This is a genomic window from Flavobacterium crocinum (genome assembly GCF_003122385.1).
Taxonomy (GTDB): domain Bacteria; phylum Bacteroidota; class Bacteroidia; order Flavobacteriales; family Flavobacteriaceae; genus Flavobacterium; species Flavobacterium crocinum.
In genome coordinates, this window is sequence record NZ_CP029255.1 from 2,022,753 (window position 1) to 2,041,629 (window position 18,877).

At 33.2% G+C, this 18,877-nt stretch carries 20 protein-coding genes and 2 tRNA genes; 11 read left to right on the plus strand and 11 right to left on the minus strand.

Going from position 1 to position 18,877, the window contains the following annotated elements; all coding sequences use genetic code 11:
- Positions 1–356 precede the first annotated feature (356 nt).
- Positions 357–1,082, plus strand: coding sequence for a murein L,D-transpeptidase catalytic domain family protein (locus HYN56_RS09255; RefSeq protein ID WP_109191913.1), 726 nt, complete (start codon positions 357–359; stop codon positions 1,080–1,082).
- Here HYN56_RS09255 and HYN56_RS09260 read toward each other — a convergent pair.
- Positions 1,071–2,657, minus strand: coding sequence for a L,D-transpeptidase family protein (locus tag HYN56_RS09260; protein ID WP_109191914.1), 1,587 nt, complete (start codon positions 2,655–2,657; stop codon positions 1,071–1,073). The two genes, HYN56_RS09255 and HYN56_RS09260, sit on opposite strands and share 12 nt — an antisense overlap.
- 1 nt (position 2,658) lies before the next feature.
- On the minus strand, positions 2,659–3,096 hold the full coding sequence (locus tag HYN56_RS09265) for a GNAT family N-acetyltransferase (protein ID WP_109191915.1): 438 nt from the start codon (positions 3,094–3,096) through the stop codon (positions 2,659–2,661).
- 135 nt (positions 3,097–3,231) lie between these two features.
- On the opposite strand from HYN56_RS09265, the gene HYN56_RS09270 reads away from it, so the two are divergent.
- Positions 3,232–3,304: transfer RNA gene (locus HYN56_RS09270), tRNA-Gly, on the plus strand.
- Positions 3,305–3,410: 106 nt separating this feature from the next.
- A tRNA-Gly gene (locus tag HYN56_RS09275) sits at positions 3,411–3,483 on the plus strand.
- 189 nt (positions 3,484–3,672) lie between these two features.
- On the opposite strand, the gene pepE is transcribed toward HYN56_RS09275, so the two are convergent.
- Complete coding sequence (gene pepE / locus HYN56_RS09280) at positions 3,673–4,380, minus strand: dipeptidase PepE (protein WP_109191916.1); 708 nt, start codon at positions 4,378–4,380, stop codon at positions 3,673–3,675.
- Positions 4,381–4,545: 165 nt separating this feature from the next.
- On the opposite strand from pepE, the gene HYN56_RS09285 reads away from it, so the two are divergent.
- From HYN56_RS09285 to HYN56_RS09315, 7 genes are all read left to right on the plus strand, one after another.
- Positions 4,546–5,313: a carboxypeptidase-like regulatory domain-containing protein gene (locus HYN56_RS09285; RefSeq protein WP_109191917.1), complete on the plus strand. Its 768-nt coding sequence runs from the start codon at positions 4,546–4,548 to the stop codon at positions 5,311–5,313.
- A gap of 61 nt (positions 5,314–5,374) precedes the next feature.
- On the plus strand, positions 5,375–6,028 hold the full coding sequence (locus HYN56_RS09290; protein WP_167398291.1) for a carboxypeptidase-like regulatory domain-containing protein: 654 nt from the start codon (positions 5,375–5,377) through the stop codon (positions 6,026–6,028).
- Positions 6,018–6,773: a hypothetical protein gene (locus tag HYN56_RS09295; RefSeq protein WP_109191919.1), complete on the plus strand. Its 756-nt coding sequence runs from the start codon at positions 6,018–6,020 to the stop codon at positions 6,771–6,773. The genes HYN56_RS09290 and HYN56_RS09295 overlap by 11 nt, the downstream gene beginning before the upstream one ends.
- Entirely contained in the window at positions 6,770–7,276 is a 507-nt protein-coding gene (locus HYN56_RS09300) for a DUF6702 family protein (RefSeq protein ID WP_109191920.1), read from the plus strand. Before HYN56_RS09295 ends, HYN56_RS09300 begins: the two co-directional genes overlap by 4 nt.
- Before the next feature lie 65 nt (positions 7,277–7,341).
- Complete coding sequence (locus HYN56_RS09305; protein ID WP_109191921.1) at positions 7,342–9,585, plus strand: M1 family metallopeptidase; 2,244 nt, start codon at positions 7,342–7,344, stop codon at positions 9,583–9,585.
- Positions 9,586–9,741: 156 nt separating this feature from the next.
- Positions 9,742–10,089, plus strand: coding sequence for a Sec-independent protein translocase subunit TatA/TatB (locus tag HYN56_RS09310; protein WP_109191922.1), 348 nt, complete (start codon positions 9,742–9,744; stop codon positions 10,087–10,089).
- Positions 10,089–10,652 carry a phosphatase PAP2 family protein gene (locus HYN56_RS09315; protein ID WP_109191923.1) on the plus strand — a complete coding sequence of 188 codons (564 nt, stop codon included), beginning with the start codon at positions 10,089–10,091 and terminating at the stop codon, positions 10,650–10,652. Before HYN56_RS09310 ends, HYN56_RS09315 begins: the two co-directional genes overlap by 1 nt.
- A 147-nt stretch (positions 10,653–10,799) precedes the next feature.
- Here HYN56_RS09315 and HYN56_RS09320 read toward each other — a convergent pair whose 3' ends face one another.
- The 7 genes from HYN56_RS09320 to HYN56_RS09350 all read right to left on the minus strand — a co-directional run bounded on the left by HYN56_RS09320 (position 10,800) and on the right by HYN56_RS09350 (position 16,345).
- Entirely contained in the window at positions 10,800–11,522 is a 723-nt protein-coding gene (locus HYN56_RS09320; protein WP_109191924.1) for a phytanoyl-CoA dioxygenase family protein, read from the minus strand.
- Between the two features lie 63 nt (positions 11,523–11,585).
- The gene (locus tag HYN56_RS09325; RefSeq protein ID WP_109191925.1) at positions 11,586–12,227 is read right to left on the minus strand and encodes an O-methyltransferase; all 642 of its coding nucleotides are present in this window, start codon (positions 12,225–12,227) and stop codon (positions 11,586–11,588) included.
- Positions 12,228–12,341: 114 nt separating this feature from the next.
- On the minus strand, positions 12,342–12,707 hold the full coding sequence (locus HYN56_RS09330) for a hypothetical protein (protein WP_109191926.1): 366 nt from the start codon (positions 12,705–12,707) through the stop codon (positions 12,342–12,344).
- Positions 12,708–12,887: 180 nt separating this feature from the next.
- Positions 12,888–13,412, minus strand: a complete 525-nt coding sequence (locus HYN56_RS09335; RefSeq protein ID WP_240622679.1) for a hypothetical protein — start codon at positions 13,410–13,412, stop codon at positions 12,888–12,890.
- A gap of 36 nt (positions 13,413–13,448) precedes the next feature.
- Positions 13,449–14,900, minus strand: a complete 1,452-nt coding sequence (locus tag HYN56_RS09340) for a hypothetical protein (RefSeq protein ID WP_109191928.1) — start codon at positions 14,898–14,900, stop codon at positions 13,449–13,451.
- Positions 14,901–14,905: 5 nt separating this feature from the next.
- Positions 14,906–15,475 carry a YceI family protein gene (locus tag HYN56_RS09345; protein ID WP_240622680.1) on the minus strand — a complete coding sequence of 190 codons (570 nt, stop codon included), beginning with the start codon at positions 15,473–15,475 and terminating at the stop codon, positions 14,906–14,908.
- Between the two features lie 309 nt (positions 15,476–15,784).
- Positions 15,785–16,345, minus strand: a complete 561-nt coding sequence (locus tag HYN56_RS09350; RefSeq protein ID WP_109191930.1) for a YceI family protein — start codon at positions 16,343–16,345, stop codon at positions 15,785–15,787.
- Positions 16,346–16,676: 331 nt separating this feature from the next.
- Between HYN56_RS09350 and rlmN the strand changes: the two genes are divergently transcribed.
- The gene (gene rlmN, locus HYN56_RS09355) at positions 16,677–17,720 is read left to right on the plus strand and encodes a 23S rRNA (adenine(2503)-C(2))-methyltransferase RlmN (protein WP_109191931.1); all 1,044 of its coding nucleotides are present in this window, start codon (positions 16,677–16,679) and stop codon (positions 17,718–17,720) included.
- A 150-nt stretch (positions 17,721–17,870) separates the two neighbouring features.
- On the opposite strand, the gene HYN56_RS09360 is transcribed toward rlmN, so the two are convergent.
- A complete protein-coding gene (locus HYN56_RS09360; protein ID WP_109191932.1) occupies positions 17,871–18,731 on the minus strand; it encodes a hypothetical protein in 861 nt (286 codons plus the stop codon).
- Positions 18,732–18,877: the final 146 nt, after the last annotated feature.

An 18,877-nucleotide genomic window follows, 5' to 3' on the forward strand; every position in this document is an offset into this window, starting at 1 on the left:
TTAAAATTAATTCACACTAAGTTCTCTTTTTAGCTTTGTTTTTGACAGGATTCTGTTCAATAAAATAGTGCGTATGAGACAGAAAGCCTAAGAAGTTAGAAAATTATTATATCAATTTGTTTTACTTAATCAGGTTTTAGTTTCAAGATTTCCACTTTTTGATGTTTTTTTAAGAAAAATGACAAAAATGTTATGTTTTTTAGCGTGAGAAAAAAATCTTACAGAAATAGCATTTTTATGTTAATTATGTTAAAGTTTAAACAAAAAACGCCTGAAAATCAGGCTTATATTTTGCAAGGAATGAATTTTTTATACTTTTGCGATACCCAAATTTTTGTTTAACCTAAAGAAATTCAATGATTTACAAAATTTATCCGCTATTTGTGTTTTTGTTATTGTCTTTTGGAAAAGATTCAAAAAACACTACAGATCTTAAAAAGAACGCTATTGTAAAGTCGATTGCAAAAGTTGAAAAAGTAACAGTTGATTCTAAAATTGAAAGCGTTTACAATGCCCTAAATTCAAACAATTTTAAAATGCCGGAATTTAAAACTTTTACAGAAGCTTTAAAGGGATTTTATTTGTTGAAAGAAAAAGGAGTTATTAAGAAAAACATTTTGACTCTTATTGATTTCAGTTTGTCATCAAACACAAAACGTCTGTGGGTGATTGATTTGACAACTAACACTATCTTGTTTAATTCTCTTGTGGCTCACGGAAGAAATACAGGTGAAGAGTTTGCTACGGCATTTTCAAATCTGAATTCTTCATTTAAAAGTAGTTTAGGATTTTATGCCACAGGCGAAATTTATCAGGGAAAACATGGTGCTTCATTGCGTTTAGACGGTTTGGAAAATGGTGTGAATGACAATGCGCGTCAAAGAGGTGTTGTAATGCATGGTGCAGATTATGTTTCCGAATCTTTTATCAGAGATCATAAAAGATTAGGCAGAAGCCAAGGCTGTCCTGCAGTTCCAGTTGAATTGACTGATGAAATAATTGAAACCATTAAAGATAAATCGTGTTTGTATATTTATCATCCTTCAAGAAGTTTTACGATGGAAGAAAGGCTAATTTCTTAGTTTAGCATATAAATCCGAATCTAAATTATAAATATCAGCTCTGAACAAGAGCTGATTTTTTTTGCTCCAAGCTGTCCAGTACCATTGATACAAGGCATACTTTTTCGTGATTTTGAAACTCATGGTTTTCTTAGAAGCTATAATGGTATCAATTCTGTTCTGAGGCCAGGTTCCGTCAACGTCCAAAATATGCTGCGCCAATTCTAACGGATTTTCAACACGTACACATCCGGAACTCATCGAACGATTATTTCGGCCGAAAATGTTGCGGTGATTGGTATCGTGCAGGTAAACGCTATGATGGTTTGGAAACAAGATTTTCATTAAGCCTAATGAGTTGGAATATCCGGGACTTTGTACATAACGATAATTGTTTGGCTTATTTTCATTCCATGAAACTGGATCTACAACATTTCCTGATGTGTCATAAATAGTGATATTTTTCTTAGCTAAATAATTTCGGTTTCGTTTCATTGCCGGAACAACGTCTTCTTTTAAAATTGTAGGTGGAACAGTCCAGGTCGGATTAAAAACCACCGTTTTCAAGAAAGAAGTTATAACAGGAGTTCTTCTTTTACTGGTTCCTACAACAACATTTCTAACCAAAGTAGTGTCTTGATTTTCAACAACATTTAGGCTGTAGTCAGGGATATTGATAATAAAATAATTCTCTGCCAGTTCAGATGGATACCATCTCCAGCGCTCTAAATTAGCAATAATTTGTTCCTTTCTTTTTTCTTTTGAATAATTTAAAGCCTTAATTGTGCCAATACCAATTACTCCGTCAGAAGCAAGCCCGTGTCTTTCCTGGAATTGTTTAACGGCTTCAAAAGTCTTATTGTCATAAATCTTTGTAAGACTGTCTTTTCTGCCAGACATATCATTCCAGTATAAAAGCCTTTTTTTGATATTGATTAGAGCGGAATTGGTATCGTTTAAAACAATTTTCTCCACAGATTCAATAGTATTGATGTTGTCGTCCGGAAAAGTATTAATGATTTCCAGTGCTTTTAATAGTTGTTTGTAGGTTTGTGTTTTAGGCTGAATGTTGTCTACAATGCTGTCTAATTTGTTTTTATTGAAAGCTTTAATAAGAACATTGTTAACGTCAAATTCCTTTTCATCCAGATCCCAGTTATTGTAGAGTTTTTTAGGATCTAGTTTTCCTTTGTATAAATGGCTTAGGTATTTTTCGAAATTGTACGTAAGTAAAATATCGTAAGTTGCTAAATCTTTATCATTTAGTTTACCAATTTTACTTTCGAATTTTTTTAACTGAGAAGCTTTGTAGTCTTCAGGGTTTAATCCTAATTTATCTGAATTTTCTAATTGAGCTAAAACGTATTTTCTCTTTGCAAGATTTCCCCAAACGGTTTGGTTTTCAGAAGCAATATAAAATTGCTTAAGCGTTTCGCTTTTAAAAGTGCCTATTGCGGCAGTATCTATTTCAACTTTTCTTTCGTCAGTAAGTATAATGGCCGGCACCGGTTTTTTGATAATCGGAGTCGGTTTAGGAGTTTCTTTTTTACAACTCACAAAAATGCATATTACTACTAAAGAGTAAAGTTTCTTCATATTATAGTTTTTTAAACATCAAATAATGTTCGCCAACGTCTTTAATATCAAAAGCATCACCTTGGGGCTGGTAATTCATTTTTTGATAAAAGCCAACAGCTGCTGTTCTGGCGTTAAACCAAATCAAATCGACTTTGTTTTCATTGCAGTAGGTTTCACAATGTTTTACCAAAGCTTCTCCAAATCCTTTTTTTTGATGGTTTTCTAAAACTGCCATTCCTCGAATCTGGGCTTGATTTCGCTCGGCAAATATAGGATTGATTTTTTCGAATAACGAAATAATTCCTGTTAAATTTTCATCATCAAATAATCCGAAATGATGCGTCGTTTCCAGATCATCTCCATCAAAGATGCAACTTTCGATTGGCTTTCCTTTTCTTAAAACGGGTTGACGAACAGCATAAGTTTCTTTTGATGGAATTTCTTTAATTGTAATCATGATTTTTTTTAAAAATAGCGAATTTATAACTTTTTAATTTTAAATTAGTTATAAAAAAATGTTGTTTTTTATTAATTTTTTTTGCCCAAAAGCTTGTTTTTAACTGAACTTTCTTTCTATATTTGCACCACCAATGCGAAAGTAGCTCAGTTGGTAGAGCTCCAGCCTTCCAAGCTGGTTGTCGCGAGTTCGAGCCTCGTCTTTCGCTCTAAGAAATCTAAATAATTAAGTTTTGATTTCTTTGTCAAAAATAAATATTTTTTGATTTTTATTTGGTTTGAAAATTAAATTATTTATATTTGCACCCTGTTAATGCGAAAGTAGCTCAGTTGGTAGAGCTCCAGCCTTCCAAGCTGGTTGTCGCGAGTTCGAGCCTCGTCTTTCGCTCTTCAAAAGCCTCAAACACTGTTTGAGGCTTTTTTGTTTTTACATCAAAATGAAAAGGGATCAGGGATCAGGTGGATCAATACAAAAACCGGATCAGGTTCAAAAGTTGGGGATTAAGCAAATTCCAAATTCCAATTTTGCAATTATTTGTTTTTAGTTTGGAATTTGGAATTTAAAATATTTAAATTTTTAATTCAGATTGCTTAAGTCGCTTTCTGGTTCTAGTTCTTCGGGAGTTTGGTTTTGTTTAAAAAGCCTTGCTTTCAGATTTCCTTTCAAAGTGATTTTTTCTCCTTTTACTTCCAGCCAGCTTCCTTCTCTTAAGCCTAAAACTGGAATAGAGTTGAATGCGTGAAATTCTTTAATTCTGGTTTCACGGGTTTCTCCCATGTGCTTGGATTGTAAATCGGCATCCAGATAATGCGGATTTAAATTAAACGGAATTAATCCTAATGTCTGGAAACTTGGAGGGTAAATTATAGGCATGTCGTTTGTTGTCTGCATTGACAGGCCGCAAATATTACTTCCAGCGCTAGATCCTAAATATGGAGTTCCGTTTTTTACTGTTTCAGAAAGTAATTGCATGACGTTGTTTTTGTAAAGTTGTGTAACTAATAAAAATGTGTTGCCGCCTCCTGTAAAAATCCCTTCTGCATTTTTTATAGCCTCCTGCGGATTTTCAAATTCATGGATTCCTTTAACTTCTATGTTAATTGACGAAAAAGCTTCTTTTGCTTTTTGCGTGTATTCATCATGTGATATGCCGCTGGGACGTGCGTAAGGAATAAATAGTATGGTTTTGCAATTCTTAAAATGTGATTCTAAAGTTGGTAAAATATATTCTAAATATTTTCCTCCGTGTAAAGTAGAGGTGCTTGCAATAATAATGCTTTTCATGATTTTTTATCTCAAATATTTGTTGGTTAAAGGTATTAAAAACTCGGTTTTGGTGTTGTTATTTTATGATTTTAATTAACATATTTTTACCAACTCCTTAGTATTAAATTTGGATGAGATTAAGATATTTTTACCGTTTTAAGAATATTTTTAATTTATTTCATTTTGTTTCAGAAAATCACTTGTTTTTTGGTTGTTATAGCGGGTCAGGCATGTTTAGCTCAAACTCAGGATCGTTCTGTTTTTAATGGTAAAATAACTTCAAGCACTTCAAATGTTGAAGGGGTTTATGTTATTAATGCACAAACAGAAGAAACTGTAACTTCGGATGCTTCCGGATCATTTTCAATTTTAGCTAAAGCAGATGATGTTCTGGTTTTTTCTTCAATAGCTTTTAAGGAAAAAAGGATTATGCTGAAACAAGAAGATTTTTCAAATCTTAATTTTACTGTTTCTCTCAATATGGTGATGTATCAGTTACAGGAAGTAGTGATTAAGAGGTATGACAATATTAATGCAGAAAGTTTAGGTGTAATTCCGGAAGGGCAAAGAAAATATACTGCCGCTGAAAGGAAATTGCAGACAGCAACAGCTCTAAATGCCACCGCAAATGCAGGAACTATGGCAGGGGGATCTATTTCTGCCGATCCTTTGCTGAATTTTTTCTCAGGAAGAACTGCTATGTTGAAAAAAGAAGTGGCTGTTGAGAAAAAAGAATTTTTTATGAGGCTTTTGGAAAATATGTTTAGTCTGGAGCATTTTATTGACAGATTAAAAATCCCTGCAGAATATGTGAAAGGATTTGAATATTATGCTGTGGATAATGAAAAATTTACTGCAATTTTGAATTCTAAAAATAAAACTTCAACCGAGTTCCTTTTGGGAGAACTGGCAGTGAAGTATAAAGAAATAATTGCGAGTGAGAATAAGTAAAGTAATATCGACTATTGTTTTGTTGGCTTTTGTTCAAATCGTTTTTGGGCAAACCGGTAATATGAAAGTATTGCCAGGAAGAGTAATGGAGCAATCAACTCCGATAGAAGGAGTGAATATTATTAATAATGCAACTCAGGTTGCAACAGTTTCAGATTCCGATGGCAATTTTTCGATTGCGGTGCGTGAAGGGGAGGTTTTGGTGTTTTCTGCTGTAAATTTAAACCCTGTTAAGTATAGGGTGACTGCTAATGATTTGCTTTCTAGTCTGTTATTGATAAAAATGACAGCTAAAGAAGTTGAATTGAAAGAGGTGGTAGTAAACGAAAATGCTAATATAACGGCAGAAAATCTGGGGATTATTCCATACGGACAAAAAAAATATACCCCTGCAGAACGCAAAGTTTACACGGCTACTTCGACATCTGTAGATAAACTTCTGAATGCAATTTCGGGACGCACAACAATGTTGAAAAAAGAGGTGAAAGTAGAGAAAAAAGAAGCGCTTTTTAGAAAGTTGGAATATCTTTTTGATGAGAATTATTACACAGACAGATTGCGAATTCCGGTTGATGATATCAAAGGATTTCAATTATTTTGTGTGGAAGATGCCGATTTTGCTGTATCTTTGAATACTAAAAACAAAACAATGAGTATGTTTTTAATCACAGATCTAGCAAGAAAATATCTAACAATTCTCGAAAATGAAAAATAAATTAGGAGTACTCGTTGTCTGCTTATTTTGTCAATTTGTATTAGGGCAAAACGGTTTCAGGAAACCATTACACGGTCAGGTTATCAATGATTTTTTAGCCATAGAAAGTGGTTATGTGATGAATATTAATGCAAATGTTCGGACCTTTATTGGTGCTGGTGGTTTGTTTGATATTATGGCGCAGCCAAAAGATACTTTGTTATTCTCTGGTCTGACATTTCAATCAAAAAAAATCGTTTTAACAGAAAAAGATTGTGCTGAGGTTCTTTTTAAAGCAAAATTAGATTTAGTGAATAATCAATTGAAAGAGGTTGTTGTTCATAAAGAATTGAAAGTTAAGTCGCTGAAAGGCGGTTCTCAGGGAATTGTAGACATGCAGTTTGAAGATGATAATTTATCCTCGCCGGAAAACAAAGCTATGCTTTCTGATCAAACCATAAAATACGGAACTGATTTTGTGCGAATCTTTAAAGATGTTAAAAAGCTTCTGAGTAAAAAAGAAGAAGTTAAAGAGGAAGAAATTACAGATATTGCTTTTGTAGAATATGCTAAAGATAATTTTACAAAAGATTTTTATAGCAAAACACTTGGTCTTAAGCAGGATGAAATTGAATTGTTTTTAATGTATTGCTCAAACGATCCGCATTCAAAAGAACTTGTTAATCCGGATCAGAAATTTCAGTTGATGGATTTTATGGTCAATAAGAATAAAGAATTTAAGAAAGCAGTGGCTGCGCAAAAATGAAAAATAGATTAGTTTACTTTTTACTTGCTGTTTTGTTTGTTTTATCTTCTGCATTCACATTTCATAAATTTTATGTTGGTGTTTTTCAGGTAAATTATGCTGCCGAAAAAAAGATGCTGCAAATTACCTCCCGTATTTTTATTGATGATTTAAATAATGCGATGGAAAAGAAGTATCACAAAAAAACTTTTGTAGGAACAAGTAAAGAAAGGCCGGAAGATGTGGAATTATTAAAAAAATATCTTTCAGAGCATTTTTCAATTAAAGTTAATGGTCAGTCTAAAATCATAACTTTCTTATCAAAAGAAGTAGAAGCGGATGATGTTTTGGTATGTTATTCCAGAATTAAAGACATTGATAAATTTAAAACGCTGGAAATTTCAAATACTATTTTAGTGGATTGGAACGGAGAGCAGCAAAACATTACACATATTACAGCATTTGATACTAAAAGGAGTGTTCTTTTTACAGAATCTTCAAGGAAAGAAGTGTTAAAGTATTAATGAGGTTGTATAATTATTGTTTTAATTGTTATTTTCACGACCTGATAAATTACCATTAAATTTTTATGAAAAAAATTTCATTATTATTGCTTTTTCCGGCAATGCTGATTGCGCAGGAAAAGGCAACAACCACACCTACAAGGCAGCAGGGGAAATATGACACGAACAAGTTCAGTCAGATGTATGATTTGTTGGCAACTCCAAACATGTTTCGTACTGCGTCCGGAGCTCCGGGACCAGCTTATTACCAACAACAGGCAGATTATAAAATCGATGTTGAACTGGATGATAAAAAATCAAAATTAAGCGGATTTGAAACTATAACTTATAGTAATAATTCGCCAGACAGTCTGGAATACTTATGGGTTCAGCTGGATCAAAATCAGGCTAGGGCAAACGGACAAACTTCATTGGCGGAAGGTGAAAAAATTAATCAGGTTTTGCCGCTTGAAGGTTTTTCTTCTAAATATTTGAAAAAGGATTTAGAGCGTGGTTTTAATATTGAGCAGGTAAAAGATGCAAAAGGAAACGCAATGTCATATACTATCAACGAAACAATGATGCGTATTAATTTGGCTTCTCCTTTAAAGCCTGGTGAAAAAATTTCGTTTTCTATAAAATGGTGGTACAATATCAATAATTACAGAAAAGAAGGCGGGCGATCAGGATATGAATTATTCGAAAAAGATGGAAACAAACTGTATGTTATCGCTCAGTTCTATCCAAGAATGGCAGTTTACAATGATGTAGAAGGCTGGCAGAATATGCAGTTTTGGGGAAGTGGAGAGTTTGCTCTTCCTTTCGGAAACTTTGATGTAAATATTACAGTTCCTGCGGATCACGTAATTGATGCTACAGGGGAATTAACGAATAGAAGCGAGGTTTTTACTGCTGAACAAGTTAAACGTTACGAGCAAGCTCAGAAATCATTTGACAAACCTGTAGTTATTGTTACTCAGGCAGAAGCAGAAGCAGCAGAAAAAGGGTTTTCTGAAAAGAAAAAAACATGGAAATTCAGTGCAAAAAATGTTCGTGATTTTGGAATCGCTTCTTCTAGAAAATTCATTTACGATGCAATGGCTGTGAAAATTGGAAACAGAACTGTTATGGCAGAATCTGTTTACCCAAAAGAAGCAAATCCACTTTGGGGAGAAACTTCTACCATGGTGGTTGCGCATACTTTAAAAAGTTATTCATCTCACACTTTTGATTATCCTTATCCAAAAGCAGTTTCAGTTTCTGCAGAAGATCAGGGAATGGAATATCCAATGATTTGCTGGAATTATGGTCGTCCTGACGAAAATGGTGTGACTAGCAAAGAAGTTAAAAACGGAATGATTGGCGTTGTTATTCATGAAGTTGGTCACACATTCTTCCCGATGATTGTAAATTCGGACGAACGTCAATGGACATGGATGGATGAAGGATTGAATTCATTTTTAGAATATTTAGCTGAGCAGGAATTAGATCCAAATTTCCCGTCAAGAAGAGGACCAGCTAAAAATATTGTCCCTTATATGAGCGGTGACCAGAAGTTTTTAGAGCCAATTATGTCGAATTCTGAAACAATTCACCAATTTGGAAATAATGCTTACGGGAAACCGGCTACAGGTCTTAATATTTTGAGAGAAGTGGTGATGGGAAGAGAATTGTTTGATTATGCTTTTAAAACATATGCAAACAGATGGAAATTCAAACACCCGACTCCTGAAGATTTCTTTAGAACGATGGAAGATGCTTCTGCAGTAGATTTAGACTGGTTTTGGAGAGGTTGGTTTTACTCAACGGATTTTGTTGATATCGGAATTAAAGATGTAAAACAATATTACGTTTCAGATACTCCAACAGCAGATCTTAAAGATGTCAAAGTGAGAAAAGGACGTTTTGGATATGAAAAAGGACCTTTTGTGTACTTAGTTGCGGGAGATAATACAGAGGTTAATCAATCTAAGAAAAAAGCTTTAAAAATTGAAGATTTCAAGCCATTGGCAGATTATGTAGATCAGACTTTTACAGCTGAAGAAAAAGCAAGCATCAAATCGCCTAAATATTTCTATGAGGTAGAATTCAATAAACCAGGCGGAATGATTATGCCAATTTTAGTTGAGATTACTTATGAAGACGGTTCTAAAGATAGTTACCAGTATCCGGCACAAATCTGGAGAAAGAGTAACGAAACGGCTAAGAAAGTGTACGCAACAACAAAAGCGATTAAGAGTATTCAAATCGATCCAAAATTGCTGACAGCAGATATCGATGTAACTAATAATTCTTGGCCTAAGGCAGAAACAAAATCAAAATTTGACTAAAATCAAAATAAAAGAACATTAAAAAGTTCATCAGGTATTAAAAGCTTGATGAGCTTTTTTCTTTTTAAGAAATGTATTTTAAAGGACTTTTTAAGTTAATTTTAAAACTCTAAGCTGCAAAATTTAATATCTTTGCGACAACAAAAAATAAAAGTTATGTTTGGTATAGGAGGAGGAGAATTAGTTTTTATTCTATTTATAGTACTAATGCTTTTTGGTTCAGATAAAGTGCCTGAAATCGCTCGTACAATGGGTAAAGCTATGGCTCAGTTAAAAAATGCAACTAATGATATCAAAAGTGAAATTCAAAAAGGAGCAGAGGCCAACGGTCTTGATTCTAAATCTTTGAATGATCTTACAGGAAACATTAATGCCGAAATTAATAATGCAAAATCGAATTTGCTTGGAGATACAGGAAATCTTTTAGGAGATACCACAAATGAAATCGAAAAAGTAAAAGAAGATATTGACTCTCTTTCAGGACCTATAAAACGCCAAAGATAATGCTTGAAAAAATACAGGAATTAGATAAAGATCTTTTAATATTTCTTAACGGATTAGGTTCTGAAACTTACGATAAACTTTGGCTGATTATTACAAATCAGTTGTATTGGACGCCATTTTTTATATTGCTGTTCTATCTTATTTATAAAAAAATAGGAGGAAAACAAACCCTGTATTTATTGCTTTTTATAGCTATTTTGATTGCTTTTACAGATCAGACTTGTAATCTGTTCAAACACACTTTCCAACGTTTACGTCCATGTAATGATCCGGAAGTAAACTCAATCATCAGAGTTGTTCAGGTCAGAAAATCGTTTAGTTTTTTCTCAGGACATGCGGCTAATACCATGGCTGTTGCAACATTCTTATTTTTGGTTTTAAAACGATACTTTAAATATTTAGGTTTCCTATTCTTATGGCCGCTAATTTTTGCTTACAGCCGTATTTATTTAGGATTGCATTATCCGGGTGATATTCTAGCAGGATATTTCTTTGGAGCTGTTTTCGGTTTCTTAATCTATTTGGTTTACAAAAGATTGAAACCACAGTATTTTCCGGGATAGATTTTTTTTTAAAGATGCTAAGATACTGAGTCGCTAAGATTCTAAGATTTTTTTCGGTAAGATTTCCTGTAGAGACGCTAACAAAATTGGAAAAATTTCAAATTATAAAAAAACCTCCAGTTAAAGCTGGAGGTTTTTTTATGAGAACTAATTCTGAAAAATTGTTTTTTCACTCCATTCTAAACCGTTAGGGAGTTGTTGTTTACTGAATTCAATATGAATAACTCTTCTTCTTTCGTTATTTGTGGTTTTGTTTGAAGCGTGAAAAAGTAGTGGTTTCATAATCATAATACCGCCTTTGTCTACTTCGCAAATGGTTTCTTTTTCATTTTCAAAATCCAAATTTTCAATTCGGATTATTCCTTTTGAATGGGAATTATTAATGACTTTCAAAGCGCCATTGTCTTTTGTGGTTTTATCAATATGAATTCTAATGGTAAAATTATCTTCTAAAATTTCTGTTGGAGGCTGAACCGCAAATTGATTTTGTTTTAAAGTCCAATTTTCAAAATTCTCAACTTCAATTTTTCTGTCTACCGAAATAGTCAAATCCTGATGATAGGCCACAAACCAGTTTGATTTTTCAGGTTTATCAAAATAAATTGATTTGGTTATGAAATATCCCTTTCCAAAATTGGATTCGATAATTTCGTTTAAATTTTCATTAAAAATAAAAGCTAAAGTCTCAGGAACTTCTTTATGAAATTGTCTGATGGCAAATAAATCTTGTGATTTTCTGAAAGTAGCATTATCAGAATCTTTTTGGGTTGCATTTTCAATTAACGAGATCAAATTTTCAATCTCATTTTCAGTAAAAACATTATTTATAATTGAAAAACCTTCGCTATGAATTTGTTTTGAGTGAATCATTTTTGAAATCTGAAAAGAAAAAACTTAGAATCTCAGCATCTTAGCAACTTAGAAACTGAAAAATTATAAAACCCTACTCACCGTCAACCCATCACGAATAGGCAGTAAAACCGTCTCGACTCTAGGATCATCTTTCAAAAGCTGATTGTATTCTAAAAGTACTTTTGTGCTAACATCATTTGGATGAACCGGTTCTAAAATTTTTCCACTCCATAAAACATTATCAGACAAAATAATACCGCCTTTATTCATCTTTGGAACAATCATTTCCCAGTAATTGAGATAGTTTTCCTTGTCAGCATCAATAAAAACCAAATCAAATTTTAGATCTAAATCCGGAATAATATTTACGGCTTCACCTAAATGTTGAAAAATTTGTTTTCCCCAAGGTGATGCATCAAAATACTTTCGCTGAAAATCAACCAATTCTTCTTTAATATCAATCGTGTGTAATTGTCCGTTTTCCTGCATTCCTTCACATAAACATAAAGCAGCATAACCGGTATAAGTTCCAATTTCCAGAATATTAACAGGACGAATTAGTTTGGATAACATACTCAAAACACGTCCCTGAAAGTGGCCACTTAACATTCTCGGCAAAAGTATTTTCTGGTAGGTTTCTTTGTTGAGTTTCGCTAATAATTCCGGTTCATTTTCAGAATGCTGTTCGATATAATCTTCGAGTTCTTGTGATATAAAATGCATGTTGTAGTATCTTGTAATTTCAAATGCAAAAATACAAAAAATAGTAACGAACTATTGCGCATAAAAAAACCATTCGTTGTAGCGAATGGTTTTCGTTTATTAGCTTTTATTAATTTATTTTTTCAAAGCTTCGTTTACTTCTTTAGCTGTTTTTACAGTTCCGTCTTTGGCAGCTTTAGCAGCATTTTCTACTTTTTCAGCGCCTTTTTTAGTCGCGTCTTTTACATCTTCAGCGGCTTTTTTAGTCGCGTTTTTTACATCCTGAGCAGCAGTTTCTGTTGCATCTTTTGCTTTAGTAGCAGCACTTTCTGCCTTGCTTACGGCGCTGTCTTTTACTTCTTCGATGTCAGTGGTAAGAGAATCTACTTTGTTGCCAAGAGTTAATTCGTCTTCTGCAGGTTTGTTTTCTTTTTTCTCGCATGATTGAACAGCAAATGCTAATAAAGCAACGACAGCTAAACTTAAAATTTGTTTTTTCATAATTACATTTTTTTTTAGGTTGATAAAACTTAAAGGTTATATGGCTGAAAAATAAAAGTACAAATTTTAAAATGATTGAGCTCTTTGTAAGATTATTTTTCTTTTGAGAGCAAAACAATTCCTGTGCCAAATTTTTAATTTTTGTTATCGTGCTGTTTAATTTTTTATTAGAGAAAAAAATCACTTTTTATACAGACTGAAATTGATTACAATATCATCTTTTACTTTGATTAATCCAGCCATTTTTACTGGCGGTTCTAATTCGATATCAGAGAATTTTAAATTAAGTGTTCCCTGAATTTTATCATCAGTGTTGTATAAAATGAAGTCCTTGTATTTTAAAGTTTTGTCTGTAATGTAGAAATTCAATCTGCATTTGTAATTTTTACCGCTTGGTTTGATGTCCGAAATCGAAACCGTACTGTTTGGAAATTTTTTTACTTTGACCGTTCCCTGTAAATCTTTGGTCATGATTTTGTTGCCGCAATCAAAGTCAGACATTTTAATTTCGGTATTAAACGTATTTTTTTTAATGCAGTTAACATAAACCGTATCCTTTATAGTAAAGGTATTAGAGCAATTGTATTTGCCAACTGTAGATAGTCCTGTGATTTCTATTTTAATTTTATTAATTACCACAGCGCTATCTTCTGGGAAAAAAGTGGGTTTAGCACTTCCTAGTAAAAAGAATAGTACTAAACCCATAATTAATATTTGAAATCTCGTTTTCATTTTTTTATATTAGAATGCAATGGTTGCTTCGAATACTAAACCTTCAAATTTACCACCATAAAAGTTGTTTAGATTTCCAGTAGCAGGATCTCCTGTAAATTGTGAATAGTCTTTATATTTTTGATTCACGTAGTTCAATTTAGCTAAGATGTTTTTAGTCATAAACCAGCCAGCACTTGCTTCAAATTTATCTACGGTAACCTTTTTAGCATCAGCATTAGATAATTTTCCGGATACGGTATTGTATTTTCCTCCGATATAGAATTGTTCAGTATTTCCAAATCTATAAATAAGCTCTGAAGCATATTGATTAGCAGTACGTTTGTCATCAGTACCAGCTTTATCTCCTCCTGAAGCTAATTCGATTGTTCCAAAGAATTCAAGTCCTTTATATTTCACAAAAGGGTTAATCATATAGGTAGTTGCCCAGTTTTTAAAATTAGGGTTGAACGTTGCCTCCGGAGTAGATGTTTTACTAAAAGTAGTAGCCACATCAGTCGTAGTTGTAGAAATAACATTCCCACTAGCATCGGTCTTAGTAATGGTATTTTTATAAGCGTTGTTGTTCAAGATACCCCAATAACCAAACCCTGATCTGTTAGCAGAATATATGTTTGCGTTACCCAGATTTGCATTATGATAAAGAGAACCGGTTAATCTCACTCTTAAATCTTCATTAAGCTGTTTGTCATAACCCAATTTAGCTAAAATTGAAGGGCTGTGTGTTGTGTTAGTATTTGGTCCGTTAGTATAAAAAACTTCTTCATTACTTTGATTTAAATTACCATTCGTAACACCTAACATACTTACCAATCCATTTCTGTTATAGTAAACTTCCATACCCATTTCTGTAGTGAAAGAATACATCACGTTGTTCCCAACAAATGCATTTCGGATTGTATTACCATTATCAGAACCTCTAAAGTGAGCATCACCAAAATTGTTCTCCATTTGTCCAATTTTAATGGTAGCATATTTCATGAAATCAGCCAGGAAGTCTTTTTTGATGAAGTCTAACTTGTCAATTTGTAAGTATCCACCTTTTACATAAGAATCATTGTGGTGTCTTGAAGCTAAATAAACATCTAAATTCACTCTTACTCCGTCAAACAATTGAGCACCAATATACATATCAGCAGCAGGAAGAGTAAAATTGTTTTCAGTATTCATTAAGCGATATCCTGTAATTGATCTAGTCGTAGTTCCAGTAGCTGTAGTGGTCGTAGTCGTAATGCTGGCAGGTTGGTCGTTGAATGAATTTGTTGCCTGGAAATCCATGTTGAAAGCACCACCAAGGTCAATGCTAAGGCCTTTAAATTCTCTAGTGTCTTTTTGTACATCGAAAACATTGATACCGTCTTTCCCTCTTGATATTTGGTTTTGCATGTTTCCAAAGCTAACTTGTGCATTAACAGCAAACGTACTTATTAATGTAATAAATAGGATATAAATCTTCTTCATGGCGGTTATAGATTAAAGTTTAAATTAAATTTTAGTGTTAGGTCCTGACCTGTTTTAATAGTGCCAAGCATTGCAGTTGGCGATTTCATTCCGAAATCTGTAAAAGTGATTTTATTAGATCCCTGCAGATTCAAACCGTCTTTTGTAACAGTCGTTTTTGCAGTTGTTTTATACACTTTGCTGACTCCGGCAATGGTGTAAGTTCCGGTTAGTTCCCAAGTAGTTTCGTTTACTTTTTCGGCAGATTTTAGAACATATTTTATGTTTTTATTTTTATCTGTTTTTAAAGTCTCATAAGCTACTTTATCCATGCTTTTTTTCTCGCTTTTTACGGTTTCTGCCGGAAGGGTTATGGTTAATGCATCGATATCTGTTAATTTTCCGCTAGCGATGTTTAAGGATGCTGTTCCAGTTCCGGAAGCCGATTTCATTTCCCAGTCGTGAAGTGTTGAAGTTCCTGCAACAGAGAAAGTAGATTTGCTGTCTAAATTGTATGATTTTTGTGCAGTAACAATTGATGTAATTCCGAAGAAAGCGGTTACTAATGCGAAAAATTTTATTGTACTTGTTTTCATGTTAGTCATGTTTTTTTTATTGTAAAAAAATAAGTTAATAAGTCGGCCAGTTTCTATTTAGTACTAAGAATGTTGTTTTAACTTGTATCAAAGATCCCCCTATAAATCAGAGAAATACATGATAAAAATCATTGTTAAAATTTTATTAAATAGGTATTTAATAGCTACAACGTTTTCATTTTTTACGAAATCGATCACTAAGGCAAAAAAGAACGTAGAATTTTGTTGAATTATGAATTTTTAAGATTTTAGAAGTAAGAATCCCTAGGGATAATTTGGAGGATTTTTAACAATCAAAAAGTGCTTTGTTTAGCTTAAAATGATGTTGAAGATTACTGTCAAGTCTTTTCCCGCTTTTACAACACCAAGAGCTGCTTTTGGCGGAGCCATTTCAAAATCGGCAAAAGTGATTTGATTGGAACCCTGTAAGGTAAAAGTTCCATTATTATAGGTCACTCTTACTTGTGTTACAAATTCTCTGCTTACGCCTGCAATTGTATAAACTCCTGTAAGATTCCAAGTGGTATCGTCAATTTTAGTAGCAGATTTTAAAACGTATTCAATGTTTTGATGATTTTCTGTATCCAAAGCTTCATATGCCACTTTATCCATACTGGCTTTATAACTTTTTAAGCTTTCTGCTAATAATGAAATGCTCAAGCTATTTATTTCAGTTAGTTTAGAATCTTTTATGGTTAAGTTGGCTGTTCCGGTTCCCTCTGTGGATTTCATTACCCAATCGTGTACAGTTGAAGTTCCTGCAACTTCAAAAGTGGAACTTGCGTTTACGTTATAAGTTCTTTGCGCATTTATTTGTAAAGTAGCTGTTGTGAAGAGTACCGTTAATAGGATTGATTTAATTGTTTTCATCTCAATTATGTTAGGTTAATTTTAATCAGGAGTGTTCGGTGAAGTGGTTGTGAATTACCCTTATTTCTTGGATCAAAATTAGAACTGACATAAAACAAACGGAATGATAAAAATCATGACAAAAGTTTTATTAAATCTTTATTGTAAAGGATGAATTGTTGAGGTTATATATAGGTAGGATTTATGAAGAATAATTTCGGTTGTAAATATTTGTCTTTTATGGAGTTGTGTGTTTTTTGCGAAAGCTTTGATGATTCGTCTTTTTTGAAGTAGATTTTAAGAATATATCTAAAAAGCAAAGAAAAATGACAAAAGTGATTAACTTTGCAGCATGCAAATGGAGAAAAAAGACATACGCGCCTTATCAAAAGACCAGCTTCGCGATTTTTTTGTTGAAAATGGAGATAAAGCTTTTCGCGGAAATCAGGTTTATGAATGGTTGTGGAGCAAAGGAGCTCACAGTTTTGAAGATATGACTAATGTAGCTAAAACTACAAGGTCTATGCTGGAGAATAATTTTGTAATCAATCATATTAAGGTTGATACCATGCAAAAAAGCAGTGACGGAACTGTAAAAAATGCCGTGAGACTTCATGACGGACTTGTTGTGGAATCTGTTTTAATTCCAACAGAAACGAGAACTACAGCTTGTGTATCGAGTCAGGTTGGGTGTAGTTTAGATTGTAATTTCTGTGCTACTGCAAGATTAAAAAGAATGCGTAACCTTGAACCGGGCGAAATTTACGATCAGGTTCTGGCTATCGATAAAGAAAGTCGTTTGTATTACAATCATCCACTTTCGAATATTGTTTTTATGGGAATGGGAGAGCCTTTAATGAATTACAATAATGTCATTAAAGCAATTGATATGATTACTTCGGAAGAAGGTTTAGGAATGTCGCCGAAACGAATTATGGTTTCGACTTCCGGAATTCCGAAAATGATCAAAAAAATGGCAGATGACGATGTGAAGTTCAAATTAGCGGTTTCATTACATTCTGCAATTGATGAAACACGCGCGCGAATCATGCCTTTCAGTAAAAACTTTCCTTTAAAAGATCTAAGAGAAGCTTTAGAATATTGGTACAGAAAAACCAAAAGCAAAATTTCATATGAATATGTAGTTTGGAAAGGAATCAACGACGACAAAGCTTCGGTTGATGCGTTAGTGAAGTTCTGTAAATATGTGCCTTGCAAAGTCAATTTAATTGAATACAATCCAATTGATGACGGCGAATTCCAGCAAGCCTCAGAAGAAGCTATTATGGCTTATATAAAAGCCTTAGAAAATATTGGAGTGGTGGTAAAAGTAAGAAGAAGCCGAGGAAAAGACATAGATGCAGCTTGCGGTCAACTAGCCAACAAAGAAGCGTAAAAAAAATACTCGCCAGAATATACTCCGCTAGGAGTATCTCATCGGAAGAAAAAATATGTTCGTGCACCATTTTGGGATATCAACAAAAAAAAAGCATTAAAAACAAGGCGTTAGCCTCATTTTTAATGCTTTTTTTGGGCAAAAAGGATTCTATTTTTTCAAATCAATTTCTTCAGTAACTCCGTCTTTGGTTACTGTAGCAAGAGAGTCGCACTCTCCGCTTCCGTAATCTATAGTTGCCGAAGCACCATTTTTAGTAATAGATACAATTCCTTTTACAGCAAAAGGTTTTCTGCAAATAGCATTAAACTCTAAAGGAGTTGTAATTTCTGCCGAGTAGGTATCTCCATTTGGGAAGGTCGTTGAACCGCTTCCTGTTACTACAAAAGCATTGTCATCCCAATCAAACCAAGTGTCGTAACCTGAGGTCATTTCTTTGACTAATGTTCCTTTTCTGGTATAAACTCCGCCATCATCGAACGTAATCGTTAAATCTATTGATGCGGTAGAAACAGGATGAGGTGTAACCTGTAAATTGGTTTCTTTAATAGTTCGAACAATACTTTTGTTTCCCTGAAGTTTTTTACCATTATGATAAAATCCTTCAAAAGTGTAACTAATAGTTTGAGTCGAAGAACTAAAATCATTAGAAAAAGAAACAACCATTTTTCCTTTAACCGTATTTCCGTTATTCAAAGTACAGCCTTCCACACCAAAATCAACAGTTTTTGTCCAGGTGTTATTGGTTAAAACGGTTGTTATAGTAGCGCAGCTTGGAAGAAAATTCTTTTTAGGTCCGCTATATTTTGAATTTATATTTAGTTGTGAGGTAAATTGATCTTCGGCAATATTGGTAACATCATCTACAGTGGCATCGATTTTAGAATTGGTAATAATTTCCTCGTTGGTAATCGCTGTTCCTGATCCATCATTTGTTTTTTCATCAGAATTACAGCCGATGAAAAAAGACATAGTAATACAAGTGCTAAGTAATAAAAATTTTGTTTTCATAAATAAATAGTTTTGGGTTCTTCTTTTAAATAAATGAATTCAAATCAGTATTAGTTAGAGCTATTTTTGGTGGGTGTTTTTAGATTAAGAGATAAAATATTAAAATCCTAACCTAAAATACACAACGTATTTTTATTTAAAATAGT